Source organism: Variovorax sp. PDC80 (genome assembly GCF_900115375.1).
GTDB lineage: Bacteria > Pseudomonadota > Gammaproteobacteria > Burkholderiales > Burkholderiaceae_C > Variovorax.
In genome coordinates, this window is sequence record NZ_FOWG01000006.1 from 95,692 (window position 1) to 114,054 (window position 18,363).

Annotated in this window: 15 protein-coding genes; 6 read left to right on the top strand and 9 right to left on the bottom strand. The window is 72.8% G+C overall.

What is annotated here, in order from left to right:
• From BM109_RS18420 to BM109_RS18450, 7 genes are all read right to left on the bottom strand, one after another.
• Window positions 1-1,044: an AraC family transcriptional regulator gene (locus BM109_RS18420; protein ID WP_093345295.1), complete on the bottom strand. Its 1,044-nt coding sequence runs from the start codon at window positions 1,042-1,044 to the stop codon at window positions 1-3.
• Between the two features lie 71 nt (window positions 1,045-1,115).
• The gene (locus tag BM109_RS18425) at window positions 1,116-2,096 is read right to left on the bottom strand and encodes a Bug family tripartite tricarboxylate transporter substrate binding protein (RefSeq protein ID WP_093345298.1); all 981 of its coding nucleotides are present in this window, start codon (window positions 2,094-2,096) and stop codon (window positions 1,116-1,118) included.
• A gap of 13 nt (window positions 2,097-2,109) precedes the next feature.
• Entirely contained in the window at window positions 2,110-3,675 is a 1,566-nt protein-coding gene (locus tag BM109_RS18430; protein WP_256222648.1) for an AMP-binding protein, read from the bottom strand.
• A 147-nt stretch (window positions 3,676-3,822) separates the two neighbouring features.
• Window positions 3,823-4,668 carry a ChbG/HpnK family deacetylase gene (locus BM109_RS18435; RefSeq protein WP_093345300.1) on the bottom strand — a complete coding sequence of 282 codons (846 nt, stop codon included), beginning with the start codon at window positions 4,666-4,668 and terminating at the stop codon, window positions 3,823-3,825.
• Window positions 4,665-5,663 (bottom strand): glycosyltransferase family 2 protein, encoded by a 999-nt coding sequence (locus tag BM109_RS18440; protein WP_093345303.1) that lies wholly within the window; start codon window positions 5,661-5,663, stop codon window positions 4,665-4,667. The genes BM109_RS18435 and BM109_RS18440 overlap by 4 nt, the downstream gene beginning before the upstream one ends.
• Before the next feature lie 77 nt (window positions 5,664-5,740).
• Window positions 5,741-7,183 carry a sensor histidine kinase gene (locus tag BM109_RS18445; protein WP_093345305.1) on the bottom strand — a complete coding sequence of 481 codons (1,443 nt, stop codon included), beginning with the start codon at window positions 7,181-7,183 and terminating at the stop codon, window positions 5,741-5,743.
• Entirely contained in the window at window positions 7,176-7,862 is a 687-nt protein-coding gene (locus BM109_RS18450) for a response regulator transcription factor (RefSeq protein ID WP_093345307.1), read from the bottom strand. The genes BM109_RS18445 and BM109_RS18450 overlap by 8 nt, the downstream gene beginning before the upstream one ends.
• Window positions 7,863-8,044: 182 nt before the next feature.
• Here BM109_RS18450 and BM109_RS18455 point away from each other — a divergent pair, with 182 nt between their 5' ends.
• The 6 genes from BM109_RS18455 to BM109_RS18480 all read left to right on the top strand — a co-directional run bounded on the left by BM109_RS18455 (window position 8,045) and on the right by BM109_RS18480 (window position 16,205).
• On the top strand, window positions 8,045-9,184 hold the full coding sequence (locus BM109_RS18455) for an efflux RND transporter periplasmic adaptor subunit (RefSeq protein ID WP_093345310.1): 1,140 nt from the start codon (window positions 8,045-8,047) through the stop codon (window positions 9,182-9,184).
• Window positions 9,177-12,272 (top strand): efflux RND transporter permease subunit, encoded by a 3,096-nt coding sequence (locus BM109_RS18460; protein ID WP_093345312.1) that lies wholly within the window; start codon window positions 9,177-9,179, stop codon window positions 12,270-12,272. Before BM109_RS18455 ends, BM109_RS18460 begins: the two co-directional genes overlap by 8 nt.
• Window positions 12,273-12,285: 13 nt before the next feature.
• Window positions 12,286-13,794, top strand: coding sequence for an efflux transporter outer membrane subunit (locus BM109_RS18465; RefSeq protein WP_093345314.1), 1,509 nt, complete (start codon window positions 12,286-12,288; stop codon window positions 13,792-13,794).
• Window positions 13,791-14,162: a RidA family protein gene (locus BM109_RS18470; RefSeq protein ID WP_093345317.1), complete on the top strand. Its 372-nt coding sequence runs from the start codon at window positions 13,791-13,793 to the stop codon at window positions 14,160-14,162. The genes BM109_RS18465 and BM109_RS18470 overlap by 4 nt, the downstream gene beginning before the upstream one ends.
• Entirely contained in the window at window positions 14,162-14,515 is a 354-nt protein-coding gene (locus tag BM109_RS18475) for a hypothetical protein (RefSeq protein ID WP_093345319.1), read from the top strand. The genes BM109_RS18470 and BM109_RS18475 overlap by 1 nt, the downstream gene beginning before the upstream one ends.
• A gap of 73 nt (window positions 14,516-14,588) precedes the next feature.
• Window positions 14,589-16,205 carry a glycosyltransferase family 39 protein gene (locus BM109_RS18480; RefSeq protein ID WP_093345322.1) on the top strand — a complete coding sequence of 539 codons (1,617 nt, stop codon included), beginning with the start codon at window positions 14,589-14,591 and terminating at the stop codon, window positions 16,203-16,205.
• Between the two features lie 25 nt (window positions 16,206-16,230).
• Here BM109_RS18480 and BM109_RS18485 read toward each other — a convergent pair whose 3' ends face one another.
• On the bottom strand, window positions 16,231-17,622 hold the full coding sequence (locus BM109_RS18485; RefSeq protein ID WP_093345324.1) for a sensor histidine kinase: 1,392 nt from the start codon (window positions 17,620-17,622) through the stop codon (window positions 16,231-16,233).
• Window positions 17,622-18,323, bottom strand: coding sequence for a response regulator (locus BM109_RS18490; protein ID WP_093345327.1), 702 nt, complete (start codon window positions 18,321-18,323; stop codon window positions 17,622-17,624). The genes BM109_RS18485 and BM109_RS18490 overlap by 1 nt, the downstream gene beginning before the upstream one ends.
• Between the last annotated feature and the right edge of the window lie 40 nt (window positions 18,324-18,363).

Here is an 18,363-nt window from a genome sequence, read left to right on the forward strand (position 1 = left end):
TCAGGACGCCGGCGGGTTGGCCCGGTACTCGGTCGGCCCCGTGCCCGTCCAGCGCCTGAAGGCCCGGTGGAAGGTGCTGTACTCGGCGAAGCCCAGCCGCAGCGCGATGGTCTCGAGCTTCACATGGCCCTGGCGCACCATGTCGAGCGCCGCGCGGCGGCGCACGTCGTCGCGCAGTTCGGAGAAGCCGCAGCCCTCGTCGGCCAGGTGCCGCCGCAGGGTCACCGGTGTCATGTGGAGGCGGGCCGCCACGTCGTCCAGGCTCATCGGCGTGCCCACCTGGGCGCGCAGGATGGACTTCACGCGGTCGCTGACGCGGCTGTGGTCGTAGTAACGGGTGATGAGCGTGCGCGGCGCCTCGGAGAGGAAGCGGCTCAGGCGTTCCTCGCCGCCGATGATCGGCAGCGAGGCCAGGTGGCTTTCGAGCCGCAGCGCGGTGAACGGCTGCTCGAAGCGGATCTCGCGCGTGTCGTAGGTGCGCAGCGTCTCGGCGCTGGTCGGCCGGCGCGGGTACGAGAACTCCACCGCGGTCAGCGGAATGCGGCGGTCGACCAGCCAGCACATGAACTGGTAGAGCAGGAAGACGGTCGCGCCATGCAGGCTCACGTGCCGCTCGGGCGAGAGCGTGCGCAGCGGCTTGAGCCAGACGATGGCCTCGCCGCCCTCGCGGCGGATCTTGATCGAGAAGTCGTCGACCACCAGCGCATAGAAGCGGCCGATGACGACCAGCGCCTCGCCGAGCGTGCGGCAATTGACGATCAGCCGGCACAGGGTGTGGAAGGTGCCCGGCGGAATCGGCCGCGAGGCGATGCCCCAGGCCTCGTCGCGCGCGCGCCGCGCCAGCAGGATCAGGAAGCGCGTGAAGGCCTGCTCGGTGACGCGCAGCCCGCGCGCGTCGAGTTGCAGCGGATCGATGCCCGAACGGCGCAGCACGGCTTCGGCCTGCGCCGGCGGCAGGGCCGCGCTGCGCAGGAACAGCTGCACGAACCAGCCGGCGATCGGCGGCGGCGTGGCGCTCGGCGAGGGGCCGGGGGCGGCGGTCATGAAGCGGGCGGGTGCGGGGAAAGCGCGGGCATGCGCTTCGCATTGTCGCGCCGCCCGCACGAGCGACAGCGTCAATCGGCCGTGATGTTGAAGCGCCGGCTCAGCGCCTCCCAGTGGCGGTACTCGTTCTGCATCGCGGCCGTGATCTGCTCGGGCGTCTCGCTGCTGGGCTCCAGGCCGGCCAGCTGCAGCCGGCCGACCATGTCGGGCTCCTGCAGGATGGCGCGGATCGCGTTGCGCAGGCGCTCGGCCACCGGCGCCGGCGTGCCCGCGCGCAGGAACAGCCCCCACCAGCCGGTGTAGTCGAAGCCCGCGTAGCCGAGCTCGTGCAGCGTGGGCACCTGCGGCAGCGCGGTCAGCCGCTTGCTGTGCGCCACCGCGATCGAGCGCAGTCCCTTGTCGCCCTGGCGCTCGATCGCGGTGGCGGCCGAGACGAAGGCCATCGGCACGCGTCCGCCCAGCATGTCCTGCAGCAGCGGGCTGGTGCCGCGGAAGGCCACGTGCGGCATCTCGATGTTCCAGGCCGCGCGCAGCTGCTCGCCGTAGATGTGCGAGGTCGAGCCCGCGCCATAGGAGCCGAACGAGAAGTTGCCCGGGTTGGCCTTGGCCGCGCGCGCGAGGTCGGCCAGGCTCTGGTAGGGACTCGACGCGGGCACCACCAGCACCACCGCCTGCCGGCCCAGCAGCACCAGCGGCTCGATGTCCTTCGCGAAGTCGTAGGGCGGCTTGCCGCGCGACAGCGCGATGTTCTGGATCAGGCTCGTGATGTGGAACAGCATCGTCAGCCCGTCGGGCGGCTGGCGCAGCAGGTACTGCGTGCCGATGAGTCCGTTGGCGCCGGCCTTGTTGTCGACCAGCACGGTGCGCGCGAGCACCTCCTGCAGGCGCTGCGCGAGCGGGCGCACCACGGGGTCGGCCGCGCCGCCGGCGGCATAGGGCACGAGCAAGGTCAGCGGCCGGGTGTCCGGCTGCGCACTGGCCAGTTCGGGCAGGCCGGCCAGCGAGGCCAGCAGGGCCATCGTCCAGTGCCTGCGTCCGATGTCGATCGTCATGGTCGGGTCTCCGTCACGGTTGGGAAGCGGGCGCGGCGAGCGCGCGGTAGCGGTCGCGCACCACGCGCTTGAGCAGCTTGCCGGTCTCGGTGCGCGGCAGGTCGGTCGCGAAGTCCACGCTGCGCGGGCACTTGATGGCCGACAGGTGGGCGCGGCAGTGGTCGATGAGCTGCTGCGCGGTCGAGGCATCGGCGAGAGCGGGGTCCTTGAGCTGGACCACGGCCTTCACCTCCTCGCCGAACTCGGCATGGGGCACGCCGATGACGGCCACCTCGTGCACCAGCGGGTGGTCCTGCAGCAGGTTCTCCGCCTCCTGCGGATAGATGTTCACGCCGCCCGAGATGATCATGTTGGCGCGCCGGTCCGTGAGGTAGAGGTAGCCTTCGGCATCCACGTGCCCGATGTCGCCGAAGGTGCCCCAGCCCTGCGGCGTGTGGGTCTCGGCGGTCTTCACCGGATCGTTGTGGTACGCGAAGGTCGGGCCGCCCTCGAAGCAGACCAGGCCGTCGACCATCGGCGCGCATTCGCCGCCGTCGTCGCCGACGATGTGCAGCACGCCCTGCTTCGCTCGGCCCACCGAGCCGGGATGCGCGAGCCATTCGGGCGCCGAGATCGCGGTGGCGCCGGCGCGCTCCGATCCCGTGTAGTACTCCCAGACGATCGGGCCCCACCAGTCGATCATGCGGCGCTTGACCTCGAGAGGGCAGGGCGCCGCCGCATGCAGCGCCAGCCGGTGGCTCGAGAGGTCGTGGGCCGCGCGGCGCTCGGCCGGCAGCGCGAGCAGGCGGATGAACATCGTCGGTACCCATTGCGAATGGGTGACGCGCCAGCGCGCGATCGCTTCGAGCGCGCCTTCGGCATCGAAGCGGCGCATCAGCACCACCGTGCCGCCGAAGGCCACGCAGCGCACGCTGAAGCGCAGCGGTGCCGCATGGTAGAGCGGCGCGGGCGAGAGATAGACGCTCGCGGGATCGAAGGCGAAGAACGAGAGCCAGTCGCCCGCGAGCGCCTTGCGCAGCTGCTGGTCCTCGAGCTTGTGCTTGATGCCCTTGGGCCGGCCGGTGGTGCCCGAGGAGTAGGCGAAGTCCAGGCCCAGGGGCCGATCGGGCAGCGGCGGCACCGCGCCGTCGTCCGCGACGAGCGCGCGGTAGCTCGCGGCGCCTTCGATGGGATCGTCGGCGTCGATGCAGAGCACCGCCTCGAGCGGCGCGGGCCAGGCCGAGCGCTCGGCCCAGGGTCGCAGCGCCGTCTCGGTCAGCAGGATGCGCGCGCCCGAGTCCCGCAGGATGTAGTCGATCTCGCCCGGCGTGAGGTGCGTGCTGATCGGCACGTAGTAGAGGCCGGCGCGGCGCGCGGCGAAGGTGAGCTCGAAGTATTCGAGCCGGTTGCCCAGCAGGATCGCCACCACCTCGCCGGCCTCGAGGCGGGCCGCGAGGAACTGCGCGAGCCGCGCCGAGCGTTCGTGCAGGCTTCGGTAGTCCAGCGTTTCGCCGGTCTCGGCCAGGATGGCGGCCGGTCGCGCGGGGGCCTCGGCGGCGAAGCGCGCCAGGCCGTCAAGGACGGGTTCTTTCGGTGGCAAGACGGTCTCCGTGTGGCCCTGGCCACCGGGGGTGGCGCGGACCTTGTCTCTCGTTCAATGGTCCGAGGATACGAAGCCGGGTCGGCGCGCGGCATGACCGGGCCGATCAAACTGCATGACGCGCGGCGACGGCCCCCTGGCCGGACCTCAGGCGCCTGGCTGCAGACCGCCCGCCGACAACGCCATGAGCTCGACCTGCCCGCCGTGGGGATCGCGCCATGGAAAGGCCATGGCCGCCAGCACCGTGTACTCGGCCGCCCTCGCCTCGTGGTGCGGCGTGCCGGTGTCCTCGGCCAGCGCGGGATGGCACATCAGCACATCGCCGCTGCGTGCCGCGGACAGCCAGGCGAGCAGGCGCCGCCGGTAGCCCGTCACCCCGCCCGCGAAGTCGTAGACCCCCAGCAGCCCCCGGCTGGTCGGGATCGACCGTCGCGCGGCTTCATGCACCAGCGCACGGCCTCCCAGCGCGTGGATGACCCGGGGCTTGAGCGCCGTGGCGCCGGGCCGCGTGTTGCGCAGCCACGGCGGCGCGGCCGTGTAGCGGCGCGACAGCTCCTCGAGCAGCAGCTCCCGCACCATCGGCAGCTGGTGCACGTGCCGGTGCCCGTCGACGAAGGCGGGCGCGCGGCCCAGGCCGTCCTCGAAGCGCGCGAGCTGTTCGGCGATGGTCTGGCGCAAATGGCGCCGCGGCGCGGACCGCGTGTAGCAGCGCAGGATCAGCGGGCCGAGGCCGGGCTCCCCGGCGCGCGGTGTCCGCGGCGGGGTCAGGTCCAGGTGCAGGCCGACGTCGACGCGCGCGGCATCGACGCGCCGCAGCGCGGGCAGGCCCCGGGGCCAGGCCTCGCGCAGCACGAGGCAGCCGGTGGCCGAGAGGTTGCCTCGCGCGATCAGGTCGAGCACCGCCGCGTTGATGCCGGGGCTCATGCCGAAGTCGTCGGCGCAGATGCACAGCCGTTGCGTCCTGGCCGCGGCTGGGGCCGCGGGCGCGCTCATGGCTCCTCGGCTTCCAGCCCGTGGCCGCGCTGCTCGCGCACCACGTAGACGGGCCGGCCCTTGACCTCTTCGAAGATGCGCGCGACGTACTCGCCGAGGATGCCGGTGGAGATCATCTGCACGCCGATGAAGAACATCAGGCTCACGACGATGGTGGACCAGCCCGACACCTCGTTGCCGAAGCACATGTAGTCGAGGACCACGTAGCTGCCGTAGCCGAAGGCCGGCAGCGCGAGCATCAGGCCGGCCACGCTGACCATGCGCAGCGGCCAGGTGGTGAAGGAGGTCAGGCCGTCGAGCGCCAGCTTGAACAGGCGCCGCGCGTTGAAGCGGCTGCGCCCCTCGGCGCGCGGCGCCGGCGTGTAGGGCAGCGCCACGGCGCGAAAGCCGACCCAGGCGTACAGGCCCTTCATGAAGCGGCTGCGCTCGGGCAGCTTCAGCAGCGCATCGACCACCTTGCGGTCCATGAGCCGGAAGTCGCCCGCGTTCTCGGGCACCGCGAAACGGTCGGAGGCATTCAGCAGCTTGTAGAACAGGCGCGTGCTCAGCGTCTTGAGCGGCCCTTCGTCGCTGCGGTCCTGGCGCACCGCATAGACCACCTCGGCGCCCGCGCGCCACTGGTCGATCATGGCGCGCACCAGCGCGGGCGAATGCTGCATGTCGCCGTCGAGCAGCACCACCGCGTCGCCCCGGGCCGCGCCCAGTCCGGCCGTCAGCGCCGCTTCCTTGCCGAAGTTGCGCGACAGCGAGAGGCAGCGGATGCCCGGCCGCTGGCACCACTGCTCGATGACGGCATCGGTGTCGTCGGTGCTGCCGTCGTTGACCACGATCACTTCCCAACGCAACTGAGTGGCGCGCAGCATCCGGTCGAGTTCCGGCAGCAGCGCGCCGAGGTTGCGTGCCTCGTTGAAGCACGGAACCACGCACGAGATGCCCGGGACCGAGGCCGTCCGGGGCCGTTGCAGGTTCGAGAGATCGCGCAGCGGAGCGTTCATGGATGGGCTGGAGATTAAGGGCTTGTGGATAGGAAAGCACTCAATCCCATGCACGCGAAGCGACCCATTGCGCACGGTCAGTGCGGGGTCAGCATGACCGGCTCCGCGGGCGTCGCGGCCAGCGGCAGCCGCAGCTCGAAACGCGCGCCGCCGCCCGGCGCGTTCATGGCCTCGATGCGGCCGCCATGCACCTGCACCACGGCCTGCGACAGCGCGAGCCCGAGTCCCAGGCCCGGCGTGGCCTCGTCCGAACGCGCGCCGGCGCCGCGGTAGAAGCGCTCGAACAGGTGTGGCAGTTCGTCGCTGCGGATGCCGGGGCCGTGGTCGGCGACGCGGACCACGGCCTCGCCGCCGCCGGGCGGTGCGAACACGTCCACGTGCACGGTGCCGCCATCGGGCGAGAACTTCAGCGCGTTGTCGAGCAGATTGGCCAATGCCAGATTCGCGGCACCGCGCGCCACGCGGACCGCGACCGGCTCCATCAGCTCGAGCCGCAGCCGGACGCCGCGCTCGCGCGCCATCGACTCGAGGCGGCGCAGCGCTTCCTCGGCCAGCTGATCGAGCGCCACCGTCTCCGCGGCCTCGCGTTCCTGGCCCGCATCGATGCGCGCCAGCACCAGCAGTTCCTCCACCAGCAGCGTGAGCGATTCCACCTCGTCGAGCGCCGAGCGCAGGGTCTGGACGTAGACCGCGGGTTCGCGCGGCCGGCGCAGCGCGAGCTCGAGCTCGGTGCGCAGCCGCGACAGGGGCGAGCGCAACTCGTGCGAGGCATCGGCGGTGAAGCGCCGCTGCGCTTCCATGCCGTGCTCGATGCGCGCCAGCATCGCATTGAGCGTCTCGACGAGCCGGCCGACCTCGTCGGCGGTTCCGGGCGCCGGCAGGCGCTCGCTGAGGTTGGCGTCGCTGATGCGATGCGCCTGCTGCACCACGTCGTCGATGGCGCGGAAGGCGCGCCGCGTGATCAGCGTGCCGGCCAGGCCCAGCGCCAGCAGCAGCGTGCCGCCGAGCACGAGGAACAGCACGCTGGCCATCGCGACGGTGCGGTTGATGTCGTCGAGCGAGCCGGCCACCTGCACTGCCAGCGTCGCGTCGCGGCCCGGCACCGGCACCGAGACCATGCGCGTGGGTTCCTCGCCGAAACCCTCGAGCGTCTCGAACACGGTCTCGCCCGCGGCGAGCCGCGCGCGCAGCAGCGGCGGGATCGGCAGCTGGGCCTCGCCCAGGTTGGCGCTGCGCGCGAGCACGCGGCCATCGGGGCCGACGATCTGCACCAGCCGGTCGAGCCGCACGAAGGAGGGCGCGCCGGGGCCGGAGGGTGCCTCATGCACCGTGGCCGCGGTGCCCGGGCCGGCCGACAGCAGCATGCCGAGCTCGGTCTCGGCCAGCGCCAGCAGCGCGGCGTCGAGTTCGCGGTGCACGTTGCGCGAGAACACCGCGTAGGCACCGAAGGCCGCGATGGCCATCACCACCACGGTCACGCCGACCTGCACCAGCACCAGCCGCCGGCGCAGGCTAAGCATGCGCGCCGTCCGCCGCCGCGAGCCGGAAGCCGCGCCCGCGCACGGTCTGGATCAGCGGCACCGCGGGCGCCGCGTCGACCTTGCGGCGCAGGTTGCCCACGTGCACGTCGATCAGGTTGTCGATGCCGATCAGGTCGTCCTTCCACACCTGCTCGGCCAGCCGCGCGCGGCTCACGACCTCGCCGGCATGGCGCAGCAGCATGTGCAGGATCGCGAACTCCTTGCGCGTCAGGTCCAGCGCCGCGCCGCCGCGCCGCGCGCTCTGGCGCTGCGGGTCGAGGCTCAGGTCGGCCAGCGACAGGATCACGGGCCGCATGCTCTCCGGGCGCCGCAGCAGGGCGCGCACGCGCGCCAGCAGCTCGTCGAAGGCGAAGGGCTTGGTCAGGTAGTCGTCCGCACCGGTGTTGAGGCCGGCCACGCGGTCCTGCAGGGCGTCGCGCGCCGTGAGCATCAGCACCGGCGTGCCGCAGCCGCGCCGGCGCAGGTCGTCGCACAGGGCCAGGCCGTCGCGGCCCGGCAGCATCCAGTCGAGGATCAGCAGGTCGTAGGTCTGGACGAAGGCCTTCTCGTCGCCCGCCTCGGCCGTGTGCACCGCATCGACGACGAAGCCTTCCTCCTCGAGGCCGCGCGCGAGCAGCCGGGCCGCCTTGCGGTCGTCTTCGATCAACAGGATTCGCATGGCGCGGATCATCCCGCCGCTACCTGACTGCCCGCTGCCCACGGTGCGCGTGGCATCGATGCGTCGCGGTCGCGAACCTGAAGACGTCTTCAGGATTTCTTCGGGCGTTCTTCAGCCGGGCCTTTCTACGCTGTGGCACCGGCGAAGGCAACGGGCCGCATCGCCGCGACGCATCCACTGTCATGAAGAACTCCCTGCACAAGACCCTCCTCGCGCCCGCCGCCGCGGGCGTGCTGGCCTGCGCGGCCCTGTACGCGGTCTGGTTCCACACCGCCGCGCACGGCGCCCAGGCCGCGGCCGCGCCCGCGCCGCTGCTGGTGCGCGAGGGCCATCGCCTCAGCGTGCCAGCGGGCTCCCCCTTGCGCGAGCGGCTGCAGGTCGCCGCCGCCACCGAGGGCGCGCGTTCGCACCTGCTGAGCCTGCCCGCGACGGTGGAAGCGGACCCGGCGCGCACCGTCAACATCCTGCCGCCGCTGGCCGGGCGCCTGCTCGAACTCAAGGTGCGCCTCGGCGATGCGGTGCGCGCCGGACAACTGCTCGCGACGATGGCCTCGCCCGATCTCGCGCAGGCCGTGGCCGACGCGCAGAAGGCGCGCGATGCGCTCGCGCTGGCCGAGCGCGCGCTCGCGCGGGCGCAGGGCGTCAACGAGGCCGGCTCCAACGCGGCCAAGGACGTGGAGGCGGCGCGCAGCGCGGTGGTGCAGCAGACGGCCGAGCTGCGGCGCAGCGAGGCGCGCCTGCACGGCATCGGCGCGAGCGCCGGCGACGGCCGCGTGCTGCGCATCGTCGCGCCCATGGCCGGCACCGTCACCGCGCTGAATGCCGCGAGCGGCGCGGTGCTCAACGACGCCAACGCGGCGCTGATGACCGTCTCCAACCTCGAGCGCGTCTGGGTCACGGTCGGCGTGCCCGAGGACCTGCTGGGGCTGGTCGCCGCGGGCCAGAACGCGACGGTGACGCTGGCCTCGCAGCCGGGGCGCCGGTTCGCGGGCCAGGTCGCCTTCGTGAGCGCGGCGCTCGATGCCGACACGCGCCGGGCCCGGGCGCGGATCGTGTTCGCGAACCCCGAGGGCGTGTTCAAGCCCAACATGTACGCAAGCGCGGCGCTCGAGCTGCCGCAGGCCGCGCAGCCGCAGGTGCCGAGCTCGGCCCTGCTGATGAACAACGACAGCGTGAGCGTGTTCGTCGAGGTGCAGCCATGGACCTTCGAGCGGCGCGCGGTCGAGCTCGGGCGCGAGGACGGCGACCGGGTGCGCATCCGCGGCGGCCTCGTGGCCGGCGAGCGCGTGGTGGTCCGTGGCGGCGTACTGCTCAATGATTAATCTCGTCATTTCCCAGTTCCTGCGCCGCCGGCACCTGGCCTGGGCGCTGTCGGTCGCGCTGGTGCTGTTCGGCGCCTGGTCGTGGACGCAGATGACCGTCGAGGCCTATCCCGACCTCGGCGACGTCACGGTGCAGGTGACGACGCAGGTCAACGGCCTGGCTTCGGAAGAGATGGAGCAGCAGATCACCACGCCGCTGGAGCGCGCGCTGAGCAACACGCCGGGGCTGGCCTCGATCCGCTCGAGCAGCACCTTCGGCCTGTCGCTGATCACGCTGACCTTCAAGGACGGCACCGACGACTACTTCGCGCGCCAGCGCGTGACCGAGCGCATCGGGCAGGTCAGCCTGCCGGCGGGCGCGCAGCCCGCGCTCGGGCCGGTGGCGGGGCCGGCCGGCGAGATCTACCGCTACACGCTCGAGTCCGACCGCATGAACCTGATGGAGCTGTCGGAGCTGCAGCGCTGGAAGGTGATCCCGGCCCTCAAGCAGGTGGCGGGCGTGGTCGACGTCAACAACTTCGGCGGCTTCACGCGCGAGTTCCAGCTCGAGCTCGATCCCGCGCGGCTGCAGGCGCACGGGCTGGTGCTCAACGACGTGGTGTCGGCGATCAACAACGGCAGCGCCAACGCGGGCGGCGGGCGCATCGCGCGCGGCGAGCAGAGCTACGTGGTGCGCGGCATCGGCCAGATCCGCTCGCTCGATGACCTGGGCGCGGTGATGGTGTCGAACAGCGGCGGCGCGCCGGTGCTGGTGCGCGACCTCGGGCGGCTGCAGTTCGGGCACCAGGAGCGCGGCGGCATCCTGGGCAAGAACACCGACCCCGACACGATCGAGGGCATCGTGCTGATGCTCAAGTACGAGAACCCCTCGCGCGTGCTCGAGGGCGTGCACCGGAAGATCGACGCGCTGCAGGCCGAGCTCGCCCCGCTGGGCGTTCGCATCGTGCCCTACATCGACCGCGACGACCTGGTGAAGCTCACGGTCGACAAGGTGACGCACACCGTGCTCGAGGGCATGGCGCTGGTGTGCTTCGTGCTCATCCTGTTCCTCGGCAGCCCGCGCAGCGCGGTGGTCGCGGCGATGGCCATCCCGATGTCGCTGGTGACGGTGTTCATCGTGATGCACTTCACCCGCATGCCGGCCAACCTGTTCTCGCTCGGCGCGATCGACTTCGGGATCATCGTGGACGGCGCCATCGTGGTGATGGAGGCGATCCTGCGGCGGCGCGAGGAGGAACCGAACGCCACGCTCACCGAGGGCAACATCCTCGAGACCGTGAGCCACGTGTCGGGGCCGATCTTCTTCGCCACGCTGATCATCATCACGGCCTACTTCCCGCTGTTCGCCTTCGAGCGCGCCGAGGGCAAGCTGTTCCGGCCGATGGCCTTCACGGTCGGCTACGCGCTGGTCGGCGCGCTGCTGTGCGCGCTCACGCTGATCCCGAGCCTGGCCTACGTGGCGCTGCGCAAGCCGCGGCGTCCCTTCGTCAACCGGCCGCTGCTGTGGCTCACCGCGGCCTACCGGCGCGCGCTCGACCTGCTGCTGGGGATGCCCGCCATCGCCTACGGCCTGGGCGTGGCCGCGCTGCTGGCGGTGGCCGTGCTCGGCGCCACGGCCGGGCGCGAGTTCCTGCCCGACATCGACGAGGGCGCGCTGTGGCTGCAGGTGCAGCTGCCCTCGGGCCTGTCGCTCGACAAGGCCAGCGAGATGGCCACCGAGCTGCGCCACGTGCTGCTCGAGTACCCGGAGGTCTCCTACGTGGTCACGCAGCTGGGCCGCAACGACGACGGCACCGACCCCTGGACGCCCTCGCACATGGAGGTGCCGGTGGGCCTCAAGCCCTATGCCGAATGGCCCGCGGGCACGCACAAGGCAGACTTCGTGCGCATGCTGGGCGAGCGCTTCGCGCGCATGCCGGGCTTCGACGTGGGCATCAGCCAGCCGATCATCGACGGCGTGAACGACGCCGTGGGCGGCGCCCACAGTCCGCTGGTGCTGCGCATCTACGGCGACGACCTCGCGGAGAGCCGGCGCATCGGCAACCGGATCGTCGAGCTGCTGGGCACGGTGCGCGGCACGGCCTCGGCCTCGCTGTTCCAGGAGCCGCCGATCCCGCAGGTGGTGATCCGGCTCGACCGCGAGGCGGCCGCGCGGCTGGGCGTGAGCGCGGCCGACGTGGCGGGCTTGGTGCAGACGGGCATCGGCGGCGCGCCCGTCATCACGGTCTATGCGGGTGCGCGCACCTACAACGTGTCGGTGAAGCTGCCGGCCAGCGCCAAGGGCGGTACCGAGGCCATCGGCGCGCTGCTGCTCAACGGCGCCAACGGCGCGAAGGTGCCGCTCGCGCAGGTGGCCGACATCCGCCTGCAGACCGGCGAGAGCACCATCTCGCACGAGATGAACGAGCGCCAGATCACGGTGCGCGTGGACAACCGCGACCGCGACCTGGCCTCCTACCTCGAGGAGGCGCGCGCGCGCATCGCGAAGGAAGTGCCCTTCGATCCCGCGAAGTTCCGGCTGCAGTGGGCCGGCCAGTTCGAGAACCAGCAGCGCGCGCAGGCGCGCCTGGGCGTGTCGCTCGCGATCGTGGTCGCGATCATGGCGGTGCTGCTGTTCTTCCAGTTCGGCAAGATCCGGCACGTGGCGCTGATCCTCGGCGTGGTGCCGATGGCCACGCTCGGCGGGCTGATCGCGGTCCACCTCGCGGGCGAGACGCTCAACATGGCGACCGCGGTGGGCTTCATCGCGCTGTTCGGCGTGTCGATACAGAACGGGATCATCATGGTCGCGAACTTCCGCCGCGTGCGCGGCGAGGGGCTGGCGCTGCGGGCCTCGGTGCTCGAGGGCGCGACCGAGCGGCTGCGACCGGTGCTGATGACGGCCTCGGTGGCCTCGGTCGGCATGCTGCCCGCGGCGCTGGCCACGGGCGTGGGCACCGACGTGCAGCGCGGGCTGGCCACGGTGGTGGTCGGCGGCCTGGTGGTGTCGACCCTGCTCACGCTGTTCATCCTGCCGGCCTTCTACTACGCGATGGAGCGGCTGTTCGAGCGCAAGGGCTGGGGCGTGCGCTCGCGGCGCGATCGCTGAAGCGGAGAGAACGATGAACAAGAGCATTCCCGCCGCGTTGGCCGTCGCGCTGTGCCTGGCCGGCTGCGCGGCCGGTCCCGACTACGCGCGCCCGCCGCTGGACCTGCCCGCGCGCTACACGGCCGCGCCGCCGCTGGCCGAGGCCGGCGAGGGCGTGCCGCTGCCGCGGCTGTCGCCCGGCCTCGACATCCCGGCCCAGTGGTGGGCCGCCTTCCACAACGAGCCGCTGAACGCGCTGGTGGCGCAGAGCCTGGCCGGCAATCCCGGCGTGGAGGCCGCCGACGCGGCGCTGCGCGCGGCGCGCGAGAACGAGGCGGCCCAGCGCGCGGCCTTCTGGCCCGTGCTGACGGCCGGGCTGGCGCCCACGCGCCAGCGCGTGGCGAATGCGGTCGCGAGCCCGGTGTCGTCGAACGCGAGCCTCTACACGCTGCACACGGCGCAGCTCAGCGTGAGCTATGCGCCCGACGTGTTCGGCGCCACGCGCCGGCAGGTCGAGGGCGCGCAGGCGCAGACCGAGGCGCAGCGCTTCCAGCTGCTCGCCGCGCGGCTCACGCTCAGCAGCAACGTGGTGGCGGCCGCGATCGCCGAGGCCTCGCTGCGCGCGCAGCGGCGTGCCACGCTGGCGATCGCCGAGAGCCAGTCGCAGGCGCTGCAGGCCTATCGCCGCCAGCTCGCGCTGGGGCAGGTCGCGCAGGCCGACGTGGAGGCGCAGGCCGCCCTGCTGGCCGCGACCGAGGCCGCCGTGCCCGCGCTCGACAAGCAGCTCGCGCAGCAGCGCAACCAATTGGCGGTGCTCGGCGGCCACTACCCGAGCGAGGAGGTGGCCGCGCGCTTCGAGCTCGACACGCTGGCACTGCCCACCGAGCTGCCGCTCGCGCTGCCCGCGCTGCTGGTCGAACACCGGCCCGACGTGCGCGCCGCCGAGGCCCAGCTGCAGGCCGCGAGCGCGGCCATCGGCGTCGCGGTGGCGGCGCGGCTGCCGGCCGTGACGCTGAGCGCGAACCTCGGTTCCTCGGCCTACACGCTGTCGCAGCTGTTCCATTCGCCCGCGATGTTCTGGACCGTGGCGGCCGGTGTCGCGCAGCCGCTGTTCGATGCCGGCGCGCTCGGCCACCGCGAGGCGGCCGCGCGCGCCTCGTTCGACGAAGCGGCCGCGCAGTACCGCGCGACCGTGCTCTCGGCCTTCCAGGACGTGGCCAACACGCTGGCCGCCATCGATGCCGACACGCGCGCGCTGCAGGCATCGGTGCGGGCCGAGCGCACCGCCGCGCAGGCGCTCGCGCGCACCCGTGCGCAGCTGCAGTGGGGCGATGCCAGCGCGCTGGCGCTGCTGCTCGCGCAGCAGCAGCAGGCGCAGGCCGAGATCAACCTCGTGCAGGCGCGCGCGCAGCGGCTCACCGACGCGGCCGCGCTGTTCCAGGCGCTCGGCGGCGGCTGGTGGAACGCGCCCGCCGATCCACGCCCGCCGACGGCTGCCCCCGTCGCTTCTTCCTCGTCTTCTTCTTCGAGCGCAACGCCATGAACATCAGCCGCCACGAGATGGGCCCGCGCTTCAGCGAGATGGTGACCGTCGACCTCGGCGCCGCCCGCCTGCTCTACCTGTCGGGGCAGGTGGCGGAGAACCCCTCGCTCGACGTGACCGGACAGATGCGCCAGATCCTGCGCCAGATCGACGACCTGCTCGGCCTCGAGGGCGCCACGCGCGAGAACCTGGTCAGCGTCACGATCTACCTGCGCACGGTGGGCGACTACGCCGCGATGAACGCGGTGTGGGACGAATGGGTGCCGGCGGGCCACACGCCGGCGCGCGCGACCGTGGGTGCCAGGCTGATCGATTCGGAGTACCGCGTGGAGATCCAGGCCACGGCCGCGGTGGGAGCGCGCGGCTGATGCGCGGCCTCGGCGGCGTGCTGGCGGCGTGCCTGTTCGCGCTGGCCGGCTGCGCCGGGCTCGCGGCCAGCCATGCCGACTTCGTGGCCGGCTGGCGCACCGGGCGCGTCGAGGCCCTGGGCCGCGCCGGCGAACTCGCGCGCGGCATGTACCGCGACTGCGCGCCGCGGGCCGGCGCGGACGAGCCCTATGCGGTCGTGCGCTACCACGACGGCGGACTGCGCACGCGCGCGCTCGGCACCACGCGCCTGCCGCCGGACCTGCGCGTCGGCGACACCGTGCGCGTCGACGTGCTCGATTGCAGCGCGCCGCTCGAGCTGCTCTCGCGGCCGGCGCCCGCCGACGCGTCGTGAGGGCCCGGTGACGCACGCGCAACGGCGCGCGAAGTCAGGCGGCGGTGGGGTGCGGTCCCTATAAATCCCGCCCATGACTTCTGGATCGACGCCCGTGCCGGGCCGCTTTCTTCCCGCCGCCGCCACGGCCCGCGAACCGATCGAGCGCTGGGTGCCCGCGTTGCTCGTCGCGCTGGTGCTGGCGTGGGCCTGGCCGATGGTGGCGCTCGACGTCACGCCGCCCTGGGACAACGTGGAGGAGCTGTTCTGGAGCGGCAGCCTGCAGTGGGGCTACTACAAGCATCCGCCGCTGCCGAGCTGGCTGCTGAGCCTGCCGGTGGCGCTGCTCGGCCGGCAGCCGTGGCTGACCTACGTGGCCGGCGTGGGCTGCGGCGTCGGCGCGCTCTACCTGCTGTGGCGCTGGTCGCGCGAGATGATGACGCCGGCACGCGCCGCCTTCGCGCTGCTGCTGGGCACGCTGGTCACCTACCACGTGCAGCGCGCGGTGGTCTACAACCACAACACGGTGCAGCTGCTGCCGCTCGCGGGCTACTGGTGGATGCTGTGGCGCGTGCTGCGGCCGGCCGGAAGCGGGCGCGCCGACTGGGTCTGGCTCGGGCTGTTCGCGGCCCTGTCGATGCTCACCAAGTACAGCGCCGCGGTGCAGTTCGCCGTGGGCCTGGGCTTCGTGGTCCGCCAGGGCCTGTGGCGCGACGCGCGCGTGCGGCGCGACCTGCTGCTGGCCACCGGCCTCGCGTTGCTGCTGCTGTCGCCGCACCTGTGGTGGGTGCTGCAGCACGGCGACACCACGGTGCTCTATGCGCGGCACTCGGTCCATTCGGTGCATGTATCCGGCAGGCACCTGCTGCCGCGGCCGGTGTTCGTGCTGCTGGTCCAGCTCGCGCGGCTGTCGCCGATGCTGCTGTTCATCGGCTGGGCCTGGTTCGCGCAGCGGCGCGAAGCGGCCACGCAGCGGGCGCCGCTGCCCGCCGCATTCGACCGGCGCTTCCTGGCCTGGGCGACCCTCGGTCCCACCGTGCTGGTGCTGGTCGCTTCGGCCTTGCTGCATTCGCGGCTGATTCCGGCCTGGCTCACGACCTTCTTCCTGCCGCTGGGCGTATGGGCGGCCGCCTCGCTGCCATGGCTCGACGTGGAGCGCTGGAGCCGGCGCCGGTGGCAGGCGGTGCTGGCGGTGGTGGGACTGCTGCACATCGCCACCGCCTGGGGCTATGCCGGCGTCGACGGGGTCTGGAGCGCGCGGGCCGGCCGCGCCACGCGCGCCAACCTGCCATCGCAGCGCATCGCCGCGGCGGTGGAGGCGACATGGCGCGATCGCATGGGCGAGCGTCCCCTGACGCTGCTGGTCGGCGATACCTGGTTCGCGGGCGCCGTCGCGCTGCGGATGGATCCCGGCGTGCGCCTGCTCATCGACGGCGACGAGCGGACCTCGCCCTGGCTGGCACCGGGCGTGCTGGCGCGCGAGGGTGGCATGGTGCTGATGCTCGACACGCGGCCGTTCCAGGCCGAGGGGCCGTTGCTCGAGCCCTTGATGAAGACCGTGGACTGCGCCGGCAGCATGGAATTGCCCTGGACCGGCGAGGGGCCCGATCGCCGCGTGCGTCTGCGTTGGGGCATCGTGCTGGCGGAGAACGAACGCGGCGCGCCGGGCATCGCCTGCGGCCACGATCCGCAGGCGAGCGCCGCGCGCTGAGCCGGCCGCCGCGCGTCGCGCGCGATCAGTGCCCGGCCGGAAAGCGCAGCGTGACCGCGAGGCCGCCCCAGGCGCTGTCCGACAGCGCGACCGTGGCGCCGTGCATCGCGACGATGTCGCGCACGATCGCCAGCCCCAGGCCGCTGCCGTCGCCGGTCGCATCGCGGCCGCGCACGAAGCGCTCGAGCACGGCCTCGCGTTCGTCCTCGGGAATGCCCGGTCCCGAGTCGCTCACGCGCAGCGCCGGCGGATCGCTCTCGAACTCCACCAGCACGCGCCCGCCCGGCGGCGTGTAGCGGATCGCGTTGTCGAGCAGGTTGCTCAGCGCGTCGGCGATCAGCTCGGGTTGCACCGCGACGCACACCGGCCGTTCGGGCGCCGCGAGTTCCAGCTCGATCGCGCGCGCCGAGGCCTGCTCGATGTGGGTGGCGCCCACGTCCTGCGCCAGCGCGACGAGGTCGATGCGGCGCCGGTCGAGATCGGCGCGCGCCTCGGGGTCGAGGGCGCCGAAGGTCAGCAGCTGCTGCACCAGCCGTCCCGAGCGCTGGATCGAGCCGCCGAGCTCGTCGACGATGCGCCGCATCGCCTGCGGATCGGGCGCCTCGCTGGCACGCGCCAGCCCGAGCTGCAGACCGGTCAGCGAGGTGCGCAACTGGTGCGCCGCCGTTGCGGCGAACTGCCGCTCGCGCGCCAGCATGGTCCGGATGCGCGCGAGCAGCTCGTTGTGCGAACTCGCGAAGGCCTGCAGCTCGCGCGGCACTTCGTCCACGCCGATGGGATCGAGCGAGGCATGCGAGCGCTCGTTCCAGCGCGTGGCGATGGCCTGCAGCGGCCGCACCGTGCGGCGCACCGCGATCGCGATGGCGAGCGCCGCCGCCACGACCAGCGCGACGACGGGCCACAGCAGCACCCAGAGTTCCTGCTCGGCGCGATGGCGCTTGGTCAGCGTCTCGCCCATCAGCATCGTGACCGGCGCGGCGCCGGGCCGCGTCAGCTCGACGCGCACCACGCGCACCGGCTGGCCCAGGTACTCGGCATCGAAGGCCTCGCCGCGGCGGTAGTGCACGCGCGCGGTGCCGCCGTCGGGCAGGCCGGGCTGCCCGGCCAGCAGGCGGTCGGACTGCGTGACGCTGAACCAGTTCTGGTCGATCTCGTCGAACAGCAGCATGGCCTTGAGCTGCGGCGACATGTCGATCGCCGCGATGCCCCGGTCGTCGTAGCGCAGCAGCGCGATGCTCGAGCGCGCGGCATCGAGCAGCCAGCGGTCGAACACGCGTTCGATCACCGCGTGCGTGTAGTGCAGGCCGAAGCCGCCGGCCACGGCCATCATCGTGATCAGCGGCAGCATCAGGCGCAGCAGCAGCTCGCGCCGCAGCCAGCGGATGCGGCGCGGCGGTTGTGGCGGCAACGCTTCCATCAAGCCTCCTGCGCGCCGGGAGCGGCCGCGTCGAGCACCAGCATGTAGCCGAAGCCGCGCACCGTGCGCACCTGCACGCCCGCGTCGACCAGCTTGCGGCGCAGGCGCGAGACGTAGATCTCCGAGGCGCTGTCGCCGAGCTCGATGTTGCGCTCGGCCAGCGCATCGACCAGCGCGCGCTTGGCGACCAGCCGCGGCGCGCGCTGCATCAGCAGGCCCAGCACCTCGAACTCGCGCGGCGCCAGCTCGAGCACGCGGTCGTCCACGTAGGCCCGGCCCAGGTCGCCGCGCCAGGTCAGGCGGCCATAGTGCAGGTGGTCGCCGCGCGCCACCTGGGCGCGGCGGCCGAGCACCTCGATGCGCGCATCGAGTTCCTCGGGCGCGAAGGGCTTGACCAGGTAGTCGTCGGCACCGCCCTGCAGGCCCAGCACGCGGTCGGCCACGCGGCTGCGCGCGGTCAGGATCAGCGCGGGCGTGAGGCGGTCGCGCTGGCGCAGTCGCCGCAGCCAGTCCAGGCCGTCGCCGTCGGGCAGGTTGAGGTCGAGCACGATGAACTCGAAATCCTGCACGTCGCGCTCGGCCAGCGCGCGATCGGCCTCGGCGAGATCGCCGCAGCCGCGCACCACCCAGCCGCGCTGGCGCCAGCGCAGTTGCAGTTCCCGCGAGATCACGGGGTCGTCTTCGATCAGCAGCAGGAGCATCGCGGTGCGAGGCGGCGGGACGCGGGGGCGGAGGGGCCGC